Source organism: Nonomuraea sp. NPDC052265, from assembly GCF_044547985.1.
Lineage (GTDB): Bacteria > Actinomycetota > Actinomycetes > Streptosporangiales > Streptosporangiaceae > Nonomuraea.
The window spans coordinates 494,076-513,031 of the sequence record NZ_JBIUBJ010000002.1; the positions used below are offsets into that span (position 1 = coordinate 494,076).

Genomic DNA, 18,956 nt, shown 5'->3' on the forward strand with positions numbered 1-18,956 from the left:
CCCGTGGATGGCGTGACGTCGGTGGCACGGTCCACGAGGGGGCGAGGAGGGCGGGGTGGAGCAGCAGTCTGCGGAAGGGCCGGTCCCCGGACGGCGCCGCGCGGCGGGCCGCCACGCGGCGGCACGCGCCGCGACCCCGGCCGCCCAGCCGCCGGGCGAGCGACGGCCCGGTGTACGACCGACCGGCGAGTGGCCCGGTGAGCGAACGACCGGTGAGCGACCGATCGACTTGTGGGCGACCGGTGAGCGACGCTCCAGCGAATGGCCGTCCGATGGGTGGGCGACCGGTCAGCGGGGGAGTGGCGAGGAGACGTCCGGCGGGCGGGTGGGGGTGCGTGCGGGACGTGGCCGGCGTGGACGGCGGCGGCGCGCGCGTACGGGAAGGCGCGGCCTGGCGGCGGGCGCGGTCGCGCTGGCCGGAGGGGTCGCGCTGCTGCTCGGCCTGAACGGCGCGCTCGGCGGGACGGTGACCGCCTCCGGCACGCCGTCCGGCGCGGAGGGCAACACGGCCAGGCAGGACCCGGCGGCCGAGAGCCGGGTCCCGGCGAACCCCGGCCGGGCGAACGGCAAGGGCGCCGCGCAGGCCCGCGAGCTGCAGAAGGGCGAGACCCGGCCGAGCACGTCGCCCGCCGCCGAGCCCGACGGCTCCGGCGCGCCCGCCAGGACCGGCACGGCCGAGCCCACCGCGAAGCCGGACGCGGTCCCGGAGAAGGCGGACACCGTCTCGGGGAAGACCGAGACCGGCGACGCCGAGGTGAGCGTGCCCAAGGCGGACGATGCGGGCAGTTCCCAGACGGACGACTCGGGCGGTTCCAAAGCCGACGACGCAAGCGGCTCCAACACGGACAACTCGCGCGGTTACAAGGCCGACGGGCCGTCGCGGCACACCGACCGGGAGGCCGCCGACTACTTCCGCACCCACTGGGGACCGGGCGACAAGGCGATGAAACACCTCAAGGACATCCGCACCGTAGGTGGATATTTACGCATCTACACGAACTTGCCGGACACCGCCGACAACTCGCCCACGGCCATCACGCTGTGCAAACGCGGCCTGGAATACCTCCGGGCGAACGGCGTGAAGCGGCCGATCGTGTTCGTGCAGGCGGAGTTCGGCGAGAACGGGAACCCCGTCCTCGCCAACATCCTGGGCCCTTCCGATCACAACTGCCGTGTCACGTACCCCCGGCCGAAGTGACCCGAAGCCGTACTAGCGCACCCGGACCCTCGTCTTCGAGCACACCTCGCACCGCTGTGTCACGACACGTCCGATCGTCTCAATCGTCACCCAGCGGTGGCGAAGATGGACACGGCCCACAAACAGGCCCCTACCCGTCGTGGGCGATCGGTACGCTCTGTCGCTGATCGATCACCCCTTGGGTTCGAGGCGCAAGGAGACCGAGTTGATGCAGTAACGATCGTCGGTCGGCGTCGCGTAGCCCTCGCCGTGGAAGACGTGACCGAGGTGGGAGTCGCAGCGTGCGCAGCGCACCTCCGTGCGTACCATGCCGTGACTGCCGTCCTCGATCAGCCTCACCGCCTCCGACTCCGACGGCTCGTAGAAGCTGGGCCATCCGCAGTGCGACTCGAACTTCGTGTCGGACCGGAACAACTCGGCGCCGCAGGCGCGGCACGAGTACACGCCCTCGGTCTTGGTGTCGACGTACTCCCCCGTGAACGGGCGCTCGGTCCCGGCCTCCCTGAGCACGTGGAACTCCTCAGGAGAGAGCCTGGTCCGCCATTCGGCCTCGCTCTTGACCACCTTGTCCATGCGTCCAGACTACGAGATCCGGCAAAAAGAGATCTCCGCAGGGTGAAGCATCCTTTCTCGGCCCAATTCGCGTCTTTGTCGGTAAGGGGGTGTCATCGCCTCCTGCCAAGGGGTGAGATCGTCCGCGGCTCGCCGTAGCGGCACAGCCCACGCCCGTGCTGGCGCCGCAGGCGACCGGAGATGGCCGGCCGGGTGGCGCGCCAGCGCCCGGAACGGCGACGGATGATCTCAGGTCCGTCCCGTCGAGCTCCGGTCCCGCCACCGACGCGGCTCCGGGACGGGCCCACCTCTTTTGTCGGGGCGGGGGAGTAGGTTCGGTGGCATGGCATCGCCGTTCATAGAGCTCAAGGTGGGGGAGCGGACCGTCAAGGTCACCAATCCCGACAAGGTCTACTTCCCGGAGATCGGGGCGACAAAGCGGGAGCTGGTCGAATATTACGTGAGCGTCGGCGAGGGGGCCCTGCGCGCGCTCAGAGACCGGCCGACCAACATCAAGCGCCACCCCGACGGCGTGCAGACCGAGGCCATCTACCAGAAGCGCATGCCGCCCAGGCACCCCGAGTGGCTGCAGTCGGTCACGGTCACCTTCCCCAGCGGCCGCACCGCCGACTCGCTGCGGGTGACCGAGGTCGCCGCGATCGCCTACTGCGCCAACCTGGGCACGATCGACTTCCACCCCTGGCAGGTGCGGGCCGCCGACGTCGAGCACCCCGACGAGCTGCGCATCGACCTCGACCCGCAGCCGGGCCTGGAGTTCGACACCGCGCGCCGGGCCGCCGAGCGCACCCGCGAGGTGCTCGACGAGCTGGGCATGACGGGGTTCGTCAAGACCTCGGGCAACCGCGGCGTGCACATCGCGGTGCGCATCGAGCCCCGCTGGGACTTCGTCCAGGTGCGGCACGCCGGCATCGCGCTGGCCAGGGCGGTCGAGGCGCGTGACCCGAGCCTGGTGACCACCGCCTGGTGGAAGGAGGAGCGCGGCGACCGCGTGTTCGTCGACTTCAACCAGAACGCCAGAGACCGCACGGTCGCCAGCGCCTACTCCGTCCGGGCCCGTCCGCACGCCCCCGTCTCGACCCCGCTGACCTGGGACGAGCTGGCCGACGCCGACCCGCGCGACTTCGACATCCGCACCGTCCCGGCGCGCTTCGCCAAGCTGGGCGACGTGCACGCGGCCATCGACGACCAGGCGTACTCGATCGAGCCCCTGCTGGAGATGTACGCCGCCGACGATCGCGGCGACCTGCCCTACCCGCCCAACTACCCGAAGATGCCGGGCGAGCCCAAGCGCGTCCAGCCCAGCAAGGCCAGGCCCGACACAGGGGCGTGACCGGCCCCCAGCGGGCGCGCGGGTGACGGCAAGAGGCGGTCCCGGCACGGAGAGCGGTCCGGCACGGAAAGCGGTGACGGCGAAAGGCCGGCCCCGTCGCGGGGGCCGGCCTTTTCGCGGGAGCCGGTCAGCAGGTGTCGGCTCCGTCGAAGGTGCGCACGCCGCGCGGCACGCGCGAGTAGATGGTCTCGCCGGAATCCACGGTCTGGCACGCGCCGTCGGTCCCGTGCGCCCAGATGATCTTCAGCCTGAGCCGGTAGCCGCAGTCGTTGCGGGCGTAGCCGGTCTTGGTGATGGTCCCGGTGGTCTGCCAGACGGTCACGCACGACGGCGCGTTCCCGGCCGGTGCGGCGGCCCAGGCCGGCAACGAGCTGAAGGTGCAGCACGCGACGGCGAGGGTGGTGAGGGCTGCTCGGGTGGCTGGGCGCATATGCGGTGTCCTTCCGTGCCAACCTCGGCCAGGCGACTGCCTGGGCAGGGGGCGAGGTGGCGACAGAAGTGAACATCTCAGACCGGTAACGGTGGTGGCGATCGTGTCGCGGCACAGGAAGAGAGCCGCAGGTCTGGGCGTGTCGCGTGTAACGCCGCGACGGCGTTCCCGAAAATGTGGTCGAGTCCCCACAAAGCCCTGCGCGCCTTCCGTGTGACGAAACGCTGCGAACGGCATGACGCCGGAAGTCATGCGCCTTCGGCCGAACTTGTCAGGCGTTTCCTGCATCAGAACGGTCATGAACTCAAGCGCCACGCACAAGAGCAGCCCGATCGCCCGCCGACTCCTCGTCTGGGCGTCGACCGTCGCCCTGTCGACCTCGCTGGCGCCGATCCTCGCCGCGGGCGCCGCCTTCGCCGGAACCGGCCAGGCGACGGACCCCTTCAAGGGCGTCGACTGGGCGCCCGTCGTGGAGCGGGCGCTCCACTGCCCCAAGCCGGGGCCGAAGGACAGCTGGTACGTCGTCCGCGCCCGCGTCGCCGCCGTCGGCGACCTCACGCGTGACGGACGGCCCGAGACCGTCGTCGTCTCGTCCTGCCCGAGCCCCACGTCGGGCAACCCGATGATCGCCTTCGTCTACGACGGCGCGTCCAGGCGCTCGGCCCCGCGGCTGATCGGCGAACTGGGCAAGAACCGCTACTTCAAGTCCCAGAACGTCACCGTGCAGCAGGGCCAGGTGCAGCTGAGCGGCAAGGTGGTCAGCGACCGGGCTCCCCGCTGCTGCCCCGACCTGCTCGTCCGCCAGACCTACAAGTGGAACGGCAAGGCGTTCCAGCGGACGTCGGAGAAGCTGGCCCGCATCTCCTGACCCGCGGCCCGTGCCGGACGCCGGGTGAGGGCCGCACGGCCGGACCCGGCGCCTGGGACGGGACCCGACGGCCCGGCCGTGCGGCGGCACACGAGGTGCGGCCGAGATCGAAGGTAACTCGCATACCTCCCGCCGGAGGAGGATTCGGATACCGAGAATCCCGCTCGCGGTAGAAGTTTCTCCATCCGAGTAGAAGAAATCTCATCCTCGGTGCACAGCCGAAGCACCCGTCCAGGACGAGCCCGGACGGGTGCGCAGTCGCGACGGCGGTCAGTGGCGCACGAGGTGGTGCGGCGCCAGTTCGCGGGTCTCGCCGCGTTCCAGGTAGACCACGCGGTCGGCCAGGCCCACCTGTTCGATGTGGTGCCGGAAGTCGTCCAGCGGTGAGCTGAAGACGCCGTAGTCGTCGAAGTGCACCGGCACCACCGTGTGCGGGTTGATCAGATCGACCCAGGTCGCGCCCTGCTCGCCGTCCATGGTGACGAGCAGCGTGCCGAGCAGGCGGGTGCCGCCCAGGTGCACGAGGGCCAGGTCGACCTCGGGAAAGCGGCGCGGGATCGCCTCCAGGCGGCGGTCGAGCAGCGTGTCGCCGCTGATGTGCAGACGCAGCTCCACCAGCCCCTCGGGGCCGCGGAACTCCAGCATCGTCCCGATCACCGGCGGCAGCAGCGCCTCGGCGGGGCCGGGCGCGTGCCTGGCGGGCAGGGCGGTGATGGTCACGCTGCCCTGCGGGCCGTTCAGCTCGTGCTGCTCCCACACCTCCAGGCCCGTGCTGCGGCCGAAGCCGCGGTGGCGCAGCGTACGCGCCGCCTGCCGGGTGGTGACGATCTGGGTGTCCTTGTCCAGGCCCTTCTCGGTCACCCGGTCCCAGTGGTCCCCGTGCAGGTGCGACAGCACCACCGCGTCGACGGGCGGCAGGTCCGACACGTCGATGGCCGGGTCCTTCAGCCGCCGCGAACTCAGGCCGTAGCCCAGGTACGCCCGCTGGCCGCGGTGCAGGAAGTTGGGATCCGTCAGCAGCGTGAAGCCGTTGTAGCGGATCAGCGTGGTCGCGTTGCCGATGAACTGCAGGCTGCCCTTCATCATGCTCACCCCGGATACGGCGGGTGCTGGCCAGGGGGCACGCCGCCGCCCTTGCCGCCGCCCTTGTGTCCCTTGTCGCTGCCGTGCGGCCGGCCGGCCCGCTTGCCGCCGCTCTTGGACTCCGGCACGGCGTCCGCGGATTTGGAGTTCGCGCCGGACTTACCCGACCGGCGAAGTTCGGGCTGTTGCGGATTACTCATCGCTTTTGTCCCCCTTTGCGGCTTATCACCTACCTCGCACCCCGGCCGCCAAACCCTCGGCCCCGCGGCGGCTACCGGGTCAGGCCCGCGTCGTGGGCGATCAGGCCCGCCTGGGTGCGGTTGAGGCAGCCCAGCTTGTCCAGCAGGCGCGACACGTACCCCTTGACGGTGGGCTCGGCCAGGTGGAGGCGGGCGGCGATCTGCGCGTTCGACAACCCTTCGCCGAGGCAGGCCAGCACCTCGCGCTCGCGCCCGGTCAGCGACTCGACCAGCTCGCGGGCGCGGGCGCGCGCCGGGTCCGCCGCGGCCGAGGCCGCCACCAGCCTGCGGGCGGCGACCGGCGACAGCACGGTGTGCCCCTCGGCGGCCACCCGGACCAGCCCGATCAGATCCTCCGGCGGCGTGGACTTGACCAGGAATCCGCTGGCGCCCGCGCGCAGGGCGCGCAGCACGTACTCGTCGGCGTCGAACGTCGTCAGCACCACGACGACCGGCGGCCGGGGCAGCTCGCCCAGGCGTTCGATCGCGGCGAGCCCGTCCAGGACGGGCATGCGCAGGTCCATGAGCACGACGTCCGGACGGCTGCGCACGACCGCCTCGACGCCGGCGGCGCCGTCGTGGGCCTCGTCCACGACCTCGATGTCGGGCGCCGAGCCGAGGATGGTGCGCAGGAAGCGGCAGACCATCGGCTCGTCGTCCACGACCACGACCCTGATCATGTGGCCACGTACGCGGGAAGGGTGGCCTCGACGCTGAACCCGCCGTCGGGGGCGGGCCCGGCGCGCAGCGTGCCGTGCACGACCTCGACCCGCCGCCGCAGGTTGGCGATGCCGAGGCCGGAGCCGGTCGCGGCCAGCGGGCCGCCGGGCAGGCCGGTCGGCGGCGTGTTGCGCACGGTGAGCCGTACCTGCGCCTGGCCGTACTCGATGCGCACCTCCACCCGCGCGCCCGGCGCGTGCTTGCGCACGTTGGTCAGCGCCTCGCGCACGATCCGGTACGCCGTGCGCCCCACCACCGGCGAGGCCAGCCCCCGGTCCCCCTCCTCGACCAGCTCGGCCGGGGTGCCCACGGAAGCGGACTCGGCGACCAGCGCGGCGAAGTCGGCCGCCGACGGCGGCGCGTCCGGCTCAGGCGCGGTGCGCAGGATGCCGATCAGGTCGCGCAGCTCGTCGAGCGCCTGGCAGCCCGCCGCGCGCAGTTCCTCGGCCGCCTGCCGGGTCTGCTCGTCGGCCGCGGTGACCCGCAGCGCGCCGGCCTGCAGCACCATGAGGCTCACCCGGTGGGTGACGACGTCGTGCATCTCGGCGGCCAGCCGGGCGCGCTCCTCGGCGCGGGCCTGCTCGGCCAGCAGGTGCCGCTCGCGTTCCGCCCGCTCGGCGCGCTCGGTCAGCATCCTGACCACCCGCCGCCGTCCGTCGAGGTAGAGCGCGAGCAGCGGGCCGACGGCGGTGCGCAGCACCCCGTTGACGAGGACGCCGGCCGACGGCTCCCACACCCGCGCGATGACCAGCGTGTACACGGCCAGCGCGGCGAAGGCGACCCGCCGGTCCCCGCGGCGGTAGAGCGGTCCGTACGCCGCCGCGATGGTCGCGAACGGCGCCCACACGTTCCCCGGTCCGGCCGGGACCAGCAGCCCGCCCGGCGAGATCAGCAACGTCACCGCCAGCGTGAACGTCCCCAGCACGGCCAGGACCGTGAGCGGCGTCCGGCGGCGGGCCACCAGCGACAGGCAGGCGGCCGCCTGGACCGCCAGCAGCACCCAGGCGAGCGGACCAGGACGCTCGGGCCACCACGTGAGGCCGAGCAGCGTCGAGCCGGTGTCGAGCAGCGCGAAGCCGCCCGCGATGGTTACGTCCAGCACGAGGGAACGGCGACACGCCCCTGCACTCATGCCGCAAACGCTATGACATCCCCGCATGCCATAGATGTCGGGCAAGTCGGAAACCATACGAAAGTCGCATGCGTTCCCTCCGATCGTCGCCCCCGCGACCGACGGCCCGCCCTGCCGGACGGCCGCCCCGCCGCCGTGCAATGGATCCATGACGAACCTTCCCCCGCTGGGCCGCTACGAGATCGACGTCGAGAACTCCGCGATCCGCTTCACCACCAGGCACCTGTACGGCCTCGCCCGCGTCCGCGGCACCTTCGACCTCAGGAGCGGCACCGTCGACGTGGCCGAACCGCTCGCCGACTCCCGCGTGCGCGTCGAGATCGACGCCGCCGGCTTCCACACCGGCAACCACCAGCGCGACGAGACCGTACGCTCCCCCCGCTTCCTCGACGTCGCCCGCCACCCCGTCATCACCTTCACCGGCGGACGCACCGACGGCGAGACGCTGACCGGCACACTCACCGTCGCCGGGGTGGAGCAGCCGCTCACCCTCACCGTCGAACGCTGCGACGTGACCGCGACCGGCTTCACCGTCGTGGTCGCCGCCCGCGTGGACCGGACCGCCTTCGGGGTGACCGCCATGCCCGGGATCGCCGCGCGTCACCTGGCGATGTCGGCCGAGGTCAGATGCGTGCGGGCGCGCGTCACGGATCACGAGGGAGACCGAGCGCGCGCTCGGCGATGATGTTGAGCTGCACCTCCGTGGTGCCGCCGCCGATGGTGAAGGCCCGGGTGGCCAGGATCACGCGGTTCCGGTGGCGGTCGGACGGAACCAGCGACCAGCAGAACTCCGAGATCGCCTGGCACTCGGCCCACAGGCGGCCCGCCTGCTCGCGTCGCGAGCCGCACCTTCGAGCACGACGCCCACCGCCACTACCGCCGCGCCCTGTCCGGCCCCGGAAAACCGTTGGCGCGGGACCTGCGGGGATGGTTACCCTCACAGCTGTCCCGTCCGACACGACTTCCTGGAATCGAGGTGGCTTGATGCCCGGCACGGCGCCCAGCGCGCCTCTCCGTGCCACGGGTGTTCCCCGCCTCCCCTGAGCGCCAGAGTCTGAGGACAGGTCTCTGAAGGATCAGGGCCTCAGCGGACCGGACCGCCTGTCGCATCAGCGTGCCTGTGAGGCCCGCTCGGCGCTCCCTTGCTGCCTTTTTTCGCACCATTCCGGCAAGGAGAAACCAGGTTGTCTGCCAACGGCAAACCTCGTTCCATCATCAGCACCGACACCTTCGCGTGCGTCCGCTGCGGCCTGACCGTCGCCGCGCACGCCCCCGGCGGCGCCCGCCGCAACCACTGCCCGAGCTGCCTGCACTCGTTGCACGTGCTCGACCGGGTGGAGGGCGGCCCGTCGGAGTGCCGGTCGCGGATGAACCCGATCTCCATCGCGGTCCTCCGGACCGGCGACTGGATGATCATCCACCGCTGCACGCGCTGCGGCGAGCTGACGTCCAACCCGATCTGCGGGGACGACAACCAGCTCATCCTCATGCGCATGGCCGTACGCCCGCTCGCTCAGCCGCCGTTCCCGCTCGAAGCGTTCGGCGACCTGTGACATGCCCAGGAGGAATCCTGGCCGGGCCAGGCCGCAACAGCCCAAGGCCGTACGGCGTGGCGAGCGCGGCGACGCGTTCCGCTGCGTCGGCTGCCGGCTGGACGTACCGATGGACGCGCCGGGAACGGCGCACCGCAACCACTGCCCGCACTGCCTGACCAGCCTGCACGTCGACCACCGGATCCCGGGGGACCGGCGGGCGGGCTGCCGGGGCCCGATGGCGGCGCTGAGCGTCACCGTCAGGCCGGACGGGGAGTGGCTGATCATCCACCACTGCCAGGCATGCGGCGGGCTCAGCGCCAACCGCATCGCCGGCGACGACAACGCGCTGGCCCTGCTGCGCATCGCCGTCCGGCCGCTTTCCGACAGCCGCCTGCCGGTCAACGCACTGCTGGCGCTCTGAGAGACGCGCTCTGAGGCGCGTTCTGTCAGGCGCGTTCTGTCAGACGCGTTCTGTCAGACGCGTTCTGTGAGGCGCGTTGGTGAGACGGCGCGCTTGTGTGAGGCGCGTTCGTGAGACGGCGGGCCGCCCTTCGGGGTGGCCCGCCCCTCGCTCCGGCCTAGTTAGTCGTCACCGAACTCCAGGCGCAGGGCCAGCGTGAAGTCGGTCACCGCCTCCTCGTGGCGTTCCATCTCCTGGAAGATCTCGCCGCGCACCCGGTAGGCCCAGATGTACTCGGGGTCCAGCTCGACGGCCCTGTCCAGATCGCGCAGCGCGGCCTCGTTGTCGCCCATCTCGCTCAGCACCGCACCCCGGCTGCCGAACGCGCGGTCGTTGTCGGGGTCGAGCTCGACCGCGCGGTTCAGGTCGGCCAGCGCCTCCTGGTAGCGGTCGGTCATGCGCAGCGCCTCGCCGCGCCTGCTGAGCGCCCGTACGTGGTCGGGGTCGGCCCGCAGAGCCCTGGTGTAGTCGTCGATGGCCTCGCTGTAGAGGTGCATGCGCTGGTACAGGTCGCCGCGCGCCACCCACGAGTACGCCAGCTCCTCGTTCAACGCGATGATCTTGGCGTGCTCGTCCAGGGCCTCGGCCGGCCGGTCCATGTCGACCAGGGCGTCGGCCTTGGCCTCCAGGATCCACAGGGACTCGGGGGCGAGGGTGAGGGCGTGGTCGAAGTCCTCCATCGCCTCCTCCAGCCGGCCGAGCGCCGCGTACGCCTGGCCGCGCGAGCCCAGCGCGTACGCGCTGTCGGGTTCCAGTCTCAACGACTCGTCGAAGTCCGCCAGGGCGGCCTCGTACCGCTCGATGACCCGATGGCTCTCGCCGCGCAGCCGCCAGGCGCGGGCGTTGTCCGGGACCAGCGCTATCGACTCGGTCAGATCGGCGATAGCGGCCTCGTGCCGCGACAGCGCGATGTACGATTCGGCTCGGCTGCGCAGCACGGACGCGCGCGACTGGGCGGCTGCCTCGGTCAGCTCGGTCAGCTCGGACTGGTCGTTGATCCCCTCGCTCATGGAGGGAATCTATCTAACTAAATCTGGATGATGGCCGCCTTTTCGCGGGTGTACTCCACGACCGAGTCGTGGCCGTACCCGCTGTCCTTCACGCCGCCGAACGGCAGGCCCGGAGGCATCTGGCGGTAGGTGTTCACCCAGACGGTGCCGCTCTCCAGATCCCGCACGAACCGGTGCGCCCGCCCGAGGTCCCGCGTCCACACCCCGGCCGCCAGCCCGTACGGGGAGTCGTTGGCGATCGCCAGCGCCTGCTCGTCGCTCTCGAACGGGATGGCCACCGCCACCGGCCCGAAGATCTCCTCCTGGCAGATGCGCAGGCCGTTGTCCTCGGTCGTGTAGAGCGTGGGCGTCACCCAGTAGCCGCCCGGCAGGCCGGGCACCACCTCGGCCCCCGACCGCCCGCCGAAGACCAGCTCGGCCCCCTCCTTCTCGGCCGTCTCCAGGTACGACCGCACCCGCTCGAACTGCCCGGCCGACACGATCGGACCCATGGACGTGGCCAGGTCGAGGGGGTCGTCCAGGACCAGCCCGGCGCAGATGTGCCTGACGCGCCCGAGCAGGTCGTCCCAGATCGACCGGTGGACGAGGATGCGCGACCCGGCCACGCAGACCTGCCCGGCGTTGCCGGTGTAGACCGAGTTCACGGTGACGCCCTGCGCGGCGGCGTCCAGGTCGGCGTCAGGGAAGACGATGTTGGGCGACTTGCCGCCCAGCTCGAACGTCAGCGGTTTGAGCGCGTCCGCCGAGGCCCGGGTGATGGCCTGGCCGGTGGCCGTGGAGCCGGTGAGGCTGATCTTGCCGACGTCCCGGTGCCGGACGAGCGCGTCGCCGACCTCCTCGCCGAGCCCGCTGACGATGTTCAGCACGCCGGGCGGGAACACCTCGGCCAGCAGCTCGCCCAGCCGCAACACCGACGCGCTCGCCTGCTCGGCGGGCTTGACGATCACCGTGTTCCCGGCGGCCAGGGCGTAGGCCGCCTTGGCGGAGAAAGTGGAGATGGGGGAGTTCCAGGGGATGATGCAGACCGCCACCCCGTACGGCTCCCGCAGCGTCAGCCCGAGCGTGTCGGGCCCGAGCAGGACGGTGTCGCCCTTGACCGCCTCCAGGCACTGCCCGGCGGCGAGCTGCCACAGGTAGGCCATGCCCGGCAGGTCCTTCTTGAGCGTGTCGCGCAGGATGCGGCCGTTGTCGCGGGTCTCCAGCCGGGCCAGCTCCTCGGCGTGCCGGCCGAACAGCTCCGACACCTTGCGCAGGAAGTGCGCCCGGCCCAGCGCGGGCATGGCCGACCAGGCGGGGAAGGCCGCCCGCGCCGCCGCCACGGCGGCCTCGGCCTCCCGTGCGCCACTGGCCGGGATCGTGGCCCACGCCTCGCCCGTGGCGGGGTTGACGGTGTCCATCGTCCGGTCCGCGGGGATCAGCTCGCCACCGATGAGATTGCGATACTCAGGCACGTGCCCAAGCATATGCTTGCTTGCCATAGGCGGGCCAGTCCTGGATGGATCGGGGCATAATGGTCTTCCGTGAAGATTGAGCTGACCTGGCCGGAAACCGCCGACGAACCCGTGCTCGCCGCCGTCCATCGCGTACTGCACGCCGTCGTCGAGCTGGGCGGCGCGATCGGCTACCTGGCGCCGCCCACCCGGGACGAGACCGACCCCTGGGTGGAGGCCGCGCTCGCGGCGGCCGCGAAGGGCGAGGGACGTCTCGCCCTCGCCACGGTCGACGGCACGGTCGAGGCCATGGGCATCTGGCGTCGCGGCCGGGAAGCGGTCTTCCGGCACTCCGGCGAGATCGGCAAGGTCATGGCACACCCGCGGGCGCGCGGGCTCGGTCTCGGCCGGCTGGTCGTGTCCGGCCTCGCGGACGACGCCCGCGCGGCCGGCATCGAGACGCTCACGCTGCACGTGCGAGGCAACAACCACGGCGCGATCGCCCTGTACGAAAGCCTGGGGTTCCGCGAGTGGGGACGGCTGCCGAACGTGGTCGAGGTGGGGGAGTGGCGCTTCGACGAGGTGAGCATGTACCTGGAACTCGGCCGCGGGCCCGGCGTCATCCTCCACGGCTCCTCCCCGGGCGGCCCCGGCTCCTCCCCCCGCCCCGCCACCCCCTGACCCGCCCAGCCGTGGGGCCGGCCCCGGCGGTCCCGGCTCCCGGCTGCTCCTCGTGAGGTGGTCCGCGGCTAGGATCGGGGCATGCTGCTGGCCGCCGGAGTGCACGCCGTCGTCACCGACCGCCACGGAGGGGTCAGCGCCCCGCCGTACGGCTCGCGCAACCTCGGCGGCATGGTCGGCGACGACCCGGCGGCCGTACGGGCCAACCGCGAGAGCCTGGCGGCCGAGCTGGGCGTGCGCGCCGTCGTGTACATGCGCCAGGTCCACGGCGCAGACGTCGCGTACGTGAGCGAGCCCTTCGGCGACGACCCGCCGCCGCTCGACGGCGTGTTCACCACCGAGCCGCGCCTGGCGCTGGCCTCCCTGGGCGCCGACTGCCCGGCCGTGCTGGTGGCCGACCCCCAGGCGCGCATGGTCGGCGCCGCGCATTCCGGCCGTCCCGGAACCGAGGCGGGCGTCGCCACCGCGCTCGTCGAGGCCATGGCCGCCAAGGGCGCTCAGCCGGGCAGGATGGTCGCGCTGATCGGCCCCGGCGCCTGCGGGCGCTGCTACGAGGTGCCCGCGGAGCTGCGCGAACGGGTCGCCTCGAAGGTGCCGGCGACGTGGTCGACGACGTCCTGGGAGACCCCGGCGCTCGACCTGCGGGCCGGGATCGAGTCACAGCTCAGGGCGGCGGGCGTCCCCGACGTACGGCACGACGCGCGCTGCACGATCGAGTCCGCCGAGCTCTACTCCCACCGCCGCCAACAGCCCGGCGGCCGCTTCGCCGGTCTCATCTGGCTGACCTGACCCCGCCCCGACGGCACACGCCGTCCGCGACCGGCCGCCCTCAGAGCTCCGGCCGGGGGGCTACTTCTCGCGGGAGCTGTTGAACACCACGTTGACGACGATGATCCCCACCCAGATCGGGATCAGCGCCATCGCCCGCCCACCCCCGGCGAACGCGAGCGCGACCGTGGACAGCGTGCCCAGGGAGAGCGAGACGATCGCCAGCGCCAGCCGCTGCCCGTCCGACCCCTTGGCGGGGGCCTTGGGGCGCGGAGCGCCGGCCAGGCGTTCGTCGACCCGCCGGTCGACCTCCTGCCCCACCTTGTCGAGGAACGACTCCACCAGCGCGTCCTCGAAGTCGGGGCCGAGGTCGCGCCGCGCGGACACGGCCGCCTTGAGCTCATCACCGGTGGTCATAAGGGAGAGACTAGACCGCTTTGCCCCCTAACGGGCGAGGATGTCGTCGAGATCGTAACTGACCGGCCGCTCCAACTGCTCGTACGTGCACGACTCAGGCGTACGGTCGGGCCGCCACCGCCGGAAGTGCGCCGTGTGCCGGAACCGGTCGCCCTCCATCTGGTCGTAGGCCACCTCGATCACCAGCTCGGGCCTGAGCGGGATGAACGACAGGTCCTTCTTGGCGTTCCAGCGCGACACCGCGCCCGGCACCCGCTGCCCGCCGGTCGCGGGCCCCGCCGCCGGCTGCCCGGCGTTGGCGGCGGACTGCTCGGCCCAGTGGCCCCAGGGATGCTCGCTCAACTCCGCCAGGTACGGCTTGAGCTCCTCCACCAGCTCGGCCCTGCGCGCCATCGGGAACGAGGCCGCCACGCCCACGTGGTGGAGCCGGCCGTCGTCGCCGTAGAGGCCGAGCAGCAGCGAGCCGACGATGGGCCCGGTCTTGTGCTCACGGTAGCCGCAGATCACCACGTCGGCCGTGCGCTCGTGCTTGACCTTGAACATCGTGCGCTTGTCGGGCACGTAGGGCTGGTCGCCCGGCTTGACGATGATGCCGTCGAGCCCCGCCCCCTCGAACGTCTCGAACCATTCGCGCGCCTGCTCGTCGGCGGTCGTGACCGGCGTCAGCCGGACGGACCCGCCCTTGTGCGGAAACAGCTCCTCAAGCCGCCGCCGCCGTTCGGAGAACGGCTCCTCCATCAGCGACTCGTCGCCCACCGCCAGCAGGTCGAAGGCGATGAACTGGGCCGGCGTCTGCTCCGAGAGCAGCTTCACCCGCGAGGCGGCCGGATGGATGCGCTGCTGGAGGGCGTCGAAGTCGAGCTGCGCCCCCCGGGGCAGCACGATCTCGCCGTCGATCACCACCTTGCCGGGCAGCTCGGCCTTGACCGCCTCGACCAGCTCGGGGAAGTAGCGGGTGAACGGACGCTCGTTGCGGCTGCCGAGGTAGACCTCGTCGCCGTCCCTGAACACGATGCAGCGGAAGCCGTCCCATTTGGGCTCGTAGAACAGGGTGCCGTCCTGCTTGGGCATGGCCTTGACCGGCTTGGCCAGCATCGGCGGCACGGGTGGCCGGACCGGGAGGTTGGGCACCGGCTCCGGCTCTTCGATCGGCTGCTCGGTCATGGGCTCTGCTCCCTCGTGTATCTGCAGAAGAGGACCCCCTCCTCTTCCAGGACCTGGCGGAGGCCCAGGGGGACCTGCGCGGCCACGCCGTTCAGTATGCGGGCCGCGCCGCCCGCGACCAGCATGGGACTCACCGACAGGCACAACTCGTCGATCAGGTCGTCGGCCGAGAGCTGCGCGTTGATGCGCGGGCCGCCCTCGCACAGGACGCGGGTCAGGCCGCGCTCGTGCAGCTCGCGCACGGCCAGCCGCATGTCGACGCCCTCATCCCCGGCGATGATCAAATCGGACCGCTGGGCGGCCAGCTTGCGCCGCTCGGCGGGCGCGGCCTCGCAGGTGATCACGATCGTCGGGTTGGTCGCGTCGGTGAACAGCTCGCCGTCGAGGTCGAGGTCGAGACTGCGGGTGATCACCGCGATCGGCGGCACCTCGGGACGCCCGGCCCGGATCGACGACCAGGAGGCGCGCGGCTTGACCGGGCCGTAGCCCTCGGTGCGGACGGTCGCCGCCCCCGCGACGATCACGTCGGACAGCCCGCGCAGGACGCCGAAGATGCGCTTGTCGCCCTTGCTCGACAACCCGCCCGAACGCCCCTTCAGCCAGGCCGCGCCGTCGGCGCTGGACACCATGTTGAGCCGCAGCCAGGGCCGCCCCTCGGGGTAGGCGTACGCCTGCGGGATGTCCGGGTTGTCCTGAATATCGGGATAGATGCGCCGCACTCCTCTACCTTGGCACACCCCACCGACAATCCGTCCCCGGGGTTTTGCCGCTGATGGCACCTTTGGGTAATCGAAGGACGAAAGGCCCCTTGCCTGCATACGGTGGCGGAAGGGACTCGCCGGGAGGGGACGTGGGCCTGGTCACCGCCGCCACATGGACGATCGCCGCACTGATCGGTCTGTATCTGCTCCACCGCTGGCTCTCGGCCGGCGGCCTGCGCGGGCAGGAGGCCAAGGTCACCCGCTTCCCCGTGGCGCTGCTGCTGTCCCATCCGGCGCTCGCGGTGTCGTCGCTGGCCTGCTGGGTGGCGTACGTGCTGACCGGCAGCGCCCCGCTGGCCCGGATCGCCTTCTGCGGGCTCACCGTGGCCGCGCTGCTGGGCTTCACGATGTTCACCCGCTGGCTCGGCGGCGGACGGCACCAGCGCCGGGCCACCGGCTTCCCGGTGCTGGCGGTGGTCCTGCACGGCGTGGCCGGGGTGGCCACGTTCGCCCTGCTCCTGGTCACGGCCGGCATCGCCCGCGTCTTCTGACGGGCCCGCCGGCTACGGCGTCCGCGGCTCCCTGGGCAGCCGCAGCACCTGGAACGACCGGCCGGTGACCGCCACCAGGTCGCCCGCCCGCCACCGCTCGTCGCCGAACGCCTCCTCCACCACGTCGTGACCGGTGTCGAGCACCGGCAGCCAGTCGGCCCCGAACTCCGGCCCCGGCAGCGTGAACGACAGGTTCTCGTGGTGGGCGTTGATGAGCAGGAGGAAGGAGTCGTCCACGATCCGCTCGCCACGCGGGCCGGGCTCGGTGATGGCCTCGCCGTTGAGGTAGACCATCAGAGACTTGGCGTAGCCGGTGTGCCAGTCGCCGGCCGTCATCTCCTTGCCGCCCGGGGTCAGCCAGACCAGGTCGCGTCTGCCGTTCTCGGGGTGGCGGCCGTGGAAGAAGCGGCGGCGCTGGAAGACCGGGTGCTCGCGGCGCAGCTTCGACAACGTCCGGACGAACTCCAGCAGGTCGGACTCGGCGTGCAGCATCGACCAGTCGATCCAGGCCAGCTCGTTGTCCTGGCAGTAGGCGTTGTTGTTGCCCCGCTGCGTGCGGCCGATCTCGTCGCCGTGGGAGAGCATGGGCACGCCCTGCGACAGGAACAGCGTGGTCAGGAAGTTGCGGCGCTGGCGGCGGCGGAGCGCGACGATGTCCGGGTCCTCCACCGGGCCCTCGGCGCCGCAGTTCCAGGAGCGGTTGTCGTTGGTGCCGTCGCGGTTCTCCTCGGCGTTGGCCTCGTTGTGCTTGTGGTCGTAGGAGACCAGGTCGGTCAGGGTGAAGCCGTCGTGGCAGGTGACGAAGTTGATCGAGGCCACCGGGCGGCGGCCGGAGGACTCGTAGAGGTCGGCCGAGCCGGTCAGGCGGGAGGCGAACTCGGGCAGGGCGGAGTTCGTGCCCCTCCAGAAATCTCGCACGATGTCGCGGTATTTGCCGTTCCACTCCGTCCAGAGCGGCGGGAAGTTGCCGACCTGGTAGCCGCCCGGCCCCACGTCCCAGGGCTCGGCGATCAGCTTCACCTGCGAGATCACCGGGTCCTGCTGGATGAGGTCGAAGAACGCGCTCAGCCGGTCGACGTCGTGCAGTTCCCTGGCCAGGGCCGAGGCCAGGTCGAAGCGGAAGCCGTCGACGTGCATCTCCAGCACCCAGTAGCGCAGCGAGTCCATGATGAGCTGCAGCGCGTGCGGCGAGCGCACGTTGAGCGAGTTGCCGCACCCGGTGTAGTCGAGGTAGTAGCGCCGGTCGCCGTCGTGCAGGCGGTAGTAGTTGACGTTGTCGATGCCCCGGAAGCCCAGCGTGGGCCCCATGTGGTCGCCCTCGGCGGTGTGGTTGTAGACCACGTCGAGGATGACCTCGATGCCCGCCTCGTGCAGCGCCCTGACCATGGCCTTGAACTCCAGCACCTGCTGGCCCCGCGTGCCCGAGCCGGAGTAGCGACCGTGGGGCGCCAGGTAGGCCATCGTGTTGTAGCCCCAGTAGTTGGTCAGCCCCCGGGCCACCAGGAAGTGCTCGGGCACGTAGTGGTGCACGGGCATGAGCTCGACCGCCGTGACGCCGATGGACAGCAGGTGCTCGATGATCGCCGGGTGCCCGACCCCCGCGTACGTGCCGCGCAGGTCCTGCGGCACGCCCGGGTGGCGCATGGTCAGCCCCCGCACGTGCGCCTCGTAGATCACCGTCTCGTGGTACGGGATGCGCGGCGGCCGGTCGTTGCCCCACTCGAAGAACGGGTTGACCACCACGTTCTTCGGCATGTACGGGGCGCTGTCCTCCCTGTTGCGCACCGACGGATCGGTGAAGTAGTAGGGGAACAGCGCCTCGTTCCAGGTCAGCTCGCCGTCGATGGCCTTGGCGTACGGGTCGAGCAGCAGCTTGGACGGGTCGCAACGACGGCCCTGCGACGGCTCGTACGGCCCGTGGACGCGGTAGCCGTACCGCTGGCCCGGCTGGATACCCGGCAGGTAGCCGTGCCAGACGAAGCCGTCGACCTCCGGGAGCGGGACCCGCTCCTCGCTGTCGTCATCGTGAAAAAGGCACAGCTCGACCCGCTCGGCGACCTCGGAGAACACGGCAAAGCTGGTGCCGACGCCGTCCCAGGTGCCGCCGAGTGGATAGGGTTCGCCCGGCCAGACCTCGCGCATGTGACCCAATTGTCGCACGCGAAAGCGTTCCTGTTAGAGGAGTTCGGCTTTCAGTGTGATCGTGGTGCCCGCCAACGCCTTGCTGACCGGGCAGTTCGCCTTGGCGGTCGCGGCGGCCTCCTGGAACTGCTCGGCCGTGATGCCCGGAACGTGCCCCTGAACGGTGAGCACGATGCCCGTGATGCCCTCACCCGGCTGGAATGTCACGTCCGCGCTCGTGCGCAGCGACTCCGGCGGCGTGCCCCCGCCGGCCAGGCCGTGCGACAGGGCCATGGCGAAGCAGGAGGAGTGGGCGGCGGCGATGAGCTCCTCGGGCGAGGTCCTGCCGCCCGCAGCCTCGGCCCTGGAGGGCCAGGAGACCTCGAACGTGCCCACGCCCGAGGTGTCGAGCGAGACGGTGCCCGAGCCGTCGATCAGGGCGCCCTTCCACTGCGTGGTGGCGGTGCGGGTGGTGGCCATGGCGGGTGATCCCTCCGGTCGTCGTCCTTCGACACTATCGCGGGGCTCCGGAGCCGCCGCCGGGG

The 18,956-nt window shown here is 71.5% G+C and carries 22 protein-coding genes and 1 pseudogene; 9 read left to right on the forward strand and 14 right to left on the reverse strand.

Annotated elements, in window-relative coordinates:
• The first annotated feature begins 331 nt into the window (after window positions 1-331).
• Entirely contained in the window at window positions 332-1,198 is an 867-nt protein-coding gene (locus ACIHAD_RS07410) for a hypothetical protein (protein WP_397353489.1), read from the forward strand.
• A 171-nt stretch (window positions 1,199-1,369) separates the two neighbouring features.
• On the opposite strand, the gene msrB is transcribed toward ACIHAD_RS07410, so the two are convergent.
• Entirely contained in the window at window positions 1,370-1,771 is a 402-nt protein-coding gene (gene msrB / locus ACIHAD_RS07415; protein ID WP_397353490.1) for a peptide-methionine (R)-S-oxide reductase MsrB, read from the reverse strand.
• Window positions 1,772-2,093: 322 nt separating this feature from the next.
• Between msrB and ligD the strand changes: the two genes are divergently transcribed.
• Complete coding sequence (gene ligD, locus ACIHAD_RS07420; RefSeq protein ID WP_397353491.1) at window positions 2,094-3,101, forward strand: non-homologous end-joining DNA ligase; 1,008 nt, start codon at window positions 2,094-2,096, stop codon at window positions 3,099-3,101.
• Window positions 3,102-3,228: 127 nt separating this feature from the next.
• Here the strand turns inward: ligD and ACIHAD_RS07425 are convergent, their stop codons facing one another.
• Window positions 3,229-3,531 carry a hypothetical protein gene (locus ACIHAD_RS07425; RefSeq protein ID WP_397353492.1) on the reverse strand — a complete coding sequence of 101 codons (303 nt, stop codon included), beginning with the start codon at window positions 3,529-3,531 and terminating at the stop codon, window positions 3,229-3,231.
• Between the two features lie 298 nt (window positions 3,532-3,829).
• On the opposite strand from ACIHAD_RS07425, the gene ACIHAD_RS07430 reads away from it, so the two are divergent.
• Window positions 3,830-4,399, forward strand: coding sequence for a hypothetical protein (locus ACIHAD_RS07430; RefSeq protein ID WP_397353493.1), 570 nt, complete (start codon window positions 3,830-3,832; stop codon window positions 4,397-4,399).
• A 270-nt stretch (window positions 4,400-4,669) separates the two neighbouring features.
• Here ACIHAD_RS07430 and ACIHAD_RS07435 read toward each other — a convergent pair whose 3' ends face one another.
• From ACIHAD_RS07435 to ACIHAD_RS07450, 4 genes are all read right to left on the reverse strand, one after another.
• Window positions 4,670-5,485 carry an MBL fold metallo-hydrolase gene (locus ACIHAD_RS07435; protein ID WP_397353872.1) on the reverse strand — a complete coding sequence of 272 codons (816 nt, stop codon included), beginning with the start codon at window positions 5,483-5,485 and terminating at the stop codon, window positions 4,670-4,672.
• A 2-nt stretch (window positions 5,486-5,487) separates the two neighbouring features.
• On the reverse strand, window positions 5,488-5,682 hold the full coding sequence (locus tag ACIHAD_RS07440; protein ID WP_358284776.1) for a hypothetical protein: 195 nt from the start codon (window positions 5,680-5,682) through the stop codon (window positions 5,488-5,490).
• A gap of 71 nt (window positions 5,683-5,753) precedes the next feature.
• The gene (locus tag ACIHAD_RS07445; RefSeq protein WP_397353494.1) at window positions 5,754-6,401 is read right to left on the reverse strand and encodes a response regulator; all 648 of its coding nucleotides are present in this window, start codon (window positions 6,399-6,401) and stop codon (window positions 5,754-5,756) included.
• On the reverse strand, window positions 6,398-7,543 hold the full coding sequence (locus tag ACIHAD_RS07450) for a sensor histidine kinase (protein ID WP_397353495.1): 1,146 nt from the start codon (window positions 7,541-7,543) through the stop codon (window positions 6,398-6,400). Before ACIHAD_RS07450 ends, ACIHAD_RS07445 begins: the two co-directional genes overlap by 4 nt.
• A 178-nt stretch (window positions 7,544-7,721) precedes the next feature.
• On the opposite strand from ACIHAD_RS07450, the gene ACIHAD_RS07455 reads away from it, so the two are divergent.
• Window positions 7,722-8,258, forward strand: coding sequence for a YceI family protein (locus ACIHAD_RS07455; protein ID WP_397353496.1), 537 nt, complete (start codon window positions 7,722-7,724; stop codon window positions 8,256-8,258).
• On the opposite strand, the pseudogene ACIHAD_RS07460 reads toward ACIHAD_RS07455, so the two are convergent.
• Window positions 8,218-8,325 (reverse strand): annotated as a pseudogene (locus ACIHAD_RS07460) (acyl-CoA dehydrogenase family protein); the annotation flags it as partial. The gene ACIHAD_RS07455 and the pseudogene ACIHAD_RS07460 sit on opposite strands and share 41 nt — an antisense overlap.
• A gap of 432 nt (window positions 8,326-8,757) precedes the next feature.
• Here ACIHAD_RS07460 and ACIHAD_RS07465 point away from each other — a divergent pair.
• Both ACIHAD_RS07465 and ACIHAD_RS07470 read left to right on the forward strand, forming a co-directional pair.
• Window positions 8,758-9,126 carry an RNHCP domain-containing protein gene (locus ACIHAD_RS07465; protein ID WP_397353497.1) on the forward strand — a complete coding sequence of 123 codons (369 nt, stop codon included), beginning with the start codon at window positions 8,758-8,760 and terminating at the stop codon, window positions 9,124-9,126.
• Window position 9,127: 1 nt separating this feature from the next.
• Window positions 9,128-9,529 (forward strand): RNHCP domain-containing protein, encoded by a 402-nt coding sequence (locus tag ACIHAD_RS07470; protein ID WP_397353498.1) that lies wholly within the window; start codon window positions 9,128-9,130, stop codon window positions 9,527-9,529.
• 161 nt (window positions 9,530-9,690) lie between these two features.
• Here the strand turns inward: ACIHAD_RS07470 and ACIHAD_RS07475 are convergent, their stop codons facing one another.
• Window positions 9,691-10,578, reverse strand: coding sequence for a tetratricopeptide repeat protein (locus tag ACIHAD_RS07475; protein ID WP_397353499.1), 888 nt, complete (start codon window positions 10,576-10,578; stop codon window positions 9,691-9,693).
• Between the two features lie 17 nt (window positions 10,579-10,595).
• Window positions 10,596-12,041, reverse strand: coding sequence for an aldehyde dehydrogenase family protein (locus ACIHAD_RS07480; protein ID WP_397353873.1), 1,446 nt, complete (start codon window positions 12,039-12,041; stop codon window positions 10,596-10,598).
• Window positions 12,042-12,098: 57 nt separating this feature from the next.
• Between ACIHAD_RS07480 and ACIHAD_RS07485 the strand changes: the two genes are divergently transcribed.
• Together ACIHAD_RS07485 and pgeF are read left to right on the forward strand one after the other, a co-directional pair.
• On the forward strand, window positions 12,099-12,689 hold the full coding sequence (locus ACIHAD_RS07485) for a GNAT family N-acetyltransferase (RefSeq protein WP_397353500.1): 591 nt from the start codon (window positions 12,099-12,101) through the stop codon (window positions 12,687-12,689).
• Window positions 12,690-12,770: 81 nt separating this feature from the next.
• A complete protein-coding gene (gene pgeF, locus ACIHAD_RS07490; protein WP_397353501.1) occupies window positions 12,771-13,478 on the forward strand; it encodes a peptidoglycan editing factor PgeF in 708 nt (235 codons plus the stop codon).
• 60 nt (window positions 13,479-13,538) lie between these two features.
• Here pgeF and ACIHAD_RS07495 read toward each other — a convergent pair whose 3' ends face one another.
• From ACIHAD_RS07495 to ACIHAD_RS07505, 3 genes are read right to left on the reverse strand one after another with little or no spacing between them, the layout of a single operon-like run.
• Window positions 13,539-13,874, reverse strand: coding sequence for a hypothetical protein (locus tag ACIHAD_RS07495; RefSeq protein ID WP_397353502.1), 336 nt, complete (start codon window positions 13,872-13,874; stop codon window positions 13,539-13,541).
• Between the two features lie 27 nt (window positions 13,875-13,901).
• On the reverse strand, window positions 13,902-15,038 hold the full coding sequence (locus tag ACIHAD_RS07500; protein WP_397353504.1) for an ATP-dependent DNA ligase: 1,137 nt from the start codon (window positions 15,036-15,038) through the stop codon (window positions 13,902-13,904).
• Window positions 15,035-15,757: a pyrimidine reductase family protein gene (locus tag ACIHAD_RS07505; protein WP_397353505.1), complete on the reverse strand. Its 723-nt coding sequence runs from the start codon at window positions 15,755-15,757 to the stop codon at window positions 15,035-15,037. Before ACIHAD_RS07505 ends, ACIHAD_RS07500 begins: the two co-directional genes overlap by 4 nt.
• Before the next feature lie 131 nt (window positions 15,758-15,888).
• Here ACIHAD_RS07505 and ACIHAD_RS07510 point away from each other — a divergent pair, with 131 nt between their 5' ends.
• Complete coding sequence (locus ACIHAD_RS07510) at window positions 15,889-16,290, forward strand: hypothetical protein (RefSeq protein WP_397353506.1); 402 nt, start codon at window positions 15,889-15,891, stop codon at window positions 16,288-16,290.
• Between the two features lie 12 nt (window positions 16,291-16,302).
• On the opposite strand, the gene glgX is transcribed toward ACIHAD_RS07510, so the two are convergent.
• Window positions 16,303-18,432 (reverse strand): glycogen debranching protein GlgX, encoded by a 2,130-nt coding sequence (glgX, locus tag ACIHAD_RS07515; RefSeq protein WP_397353507.1) that lies wholly within the window; start codon window positions 18,430-18,432, stop codon window positions 16,303-16,305.
• A gap of 33 nt (window positions 18,433-18,465) precedes the next feature.
• Window positions 18,466-18,891, reverse strand: coding sequence for an OsmC family peroxiredoxin (locus tag ACIHAD_RS07520; RefSeq protein ID WP_397353508.1), 426 nt, complete (start codon window positions 18,889-18,891; stop codon window positions 18,466-18,468).
• Between the last annotated feature and the right edge of the window lie 65 nt (window positions 18,892-18,956).

Bases quoted from the DNA above. Each gene is read 5' to 3' on its own strand.
- msrB (WP_397353490.1), bottom strand. From the start codon at position 1,771: ATGGACAAGGTGGTCAAGAGCGAGGCCGAATGGCGGACCAGGCTCTCT.
- ligD (WP_397353491.1), top strand. From the start codon at position 2,094: ATGGCATCGCCGTTCATAGAGCTCAAGGTGGGGGAGCGGACCGTCAAG.
- ACIHAD_RS07425 (WP_397353492.1), bottom strand. From the start codon at position 3,531: ATGCGCCCAGCCACCCGAGCAGCCCTCACCACCCTCGCCGTCGCGTGC.
- ACIHAD_RS07430 (WP_397353493.1), top strand. From the start codon at position 3,830: ATGAACTCAAGCGCCACGCACAAGAGCAGCCCGATCGCCCGCCGACTC.
- ACIHAD_RS07435 (WP_397353872.1), bottom strand. From the start codon at position 5,485: ATGATGAAGGGCAGCCTGCAGTTCATCGGCAACGCGACCACGCTGATC.
- ACIHAD_RS07440 (WP_358284776.1), bottom strand. From the start codon at position 5,682: ATGAGTAATCCGCAACAGCCCGAACTTCGCCGGTCGGGTAAGTCCGGC.
- ACIHAD_RS07445 (WP_397353494.1), bottom strand. From the start codon at position 6,401: ATGATCAGGGTCGTGGTCGTGGACGACGAGCCGATGGTCTGCCGCTTC.
- ACIHAD_RS07455 (WP_397353496.1), top strand. From the start codon at position 7,722: ATGACGAACCTTCCCCCGCTGGGCCGCTACGAGATCGACGTCGAGAAC.
- ACIHAD_RS07470 (WP_397353498.1), top strand. From the start codon at position 9,128: ATGCCCAGGAGGAATCCTGGCCGGGCCAGGCCGCAACAGCCCAAGGCC.
- ACIHAD_RS07475 (WP_397353499.1), bottom strand. From the start codon at position 10,578: ATGAGCGAGGGGATCAACGACCAGTCCGAGCTGACCGAGCTGACCGAG.
- ACIHAD_RS07480 (WP_397353873.1), bottom strand. From the start codon at position 12,041: ATGCTTGGGCACGTGCCTGAGTATCGCAATCTCATCGGTGGCGAGCTG.
- pgeF (WP_397353501.1), top strand. From the start codon at position 12,771: ATGCTGCTGGCCGCCGGAGTGCACGCCGTCGTCACCGACCGCCACGGA.
- ACIHAD_RS07495 (WP_397353502.1), bottom strand. From the start codon at position 13,874: ATGACCACCGGTGATGAGCTCAAGGCGGCCGTGTCCGCGCGGCGCGAC.
- ACIHAD_RS07500 (WP_397353504.1), bottom strand. From the start codon at position 15,038: ATGACCGAGCAGCCGATCGAAGAGCCGGAGCCGGTGCCCAACCTCCCG.
- glgX (WP_397353507.1), bottom strand. From the start codon at position 18,432: ATGCGCGAGGTCTGGCCGGGCGAACCCTATCCACTCGGCGGCACCTGG.
- ACIHAD_RS07520 (WP_397353508.1), bottom strand. From the start codon at position 18,891: ATGGCCACCACCCGCACCGCCACCACGCAGTGGAAGGGCGCCCTGATC.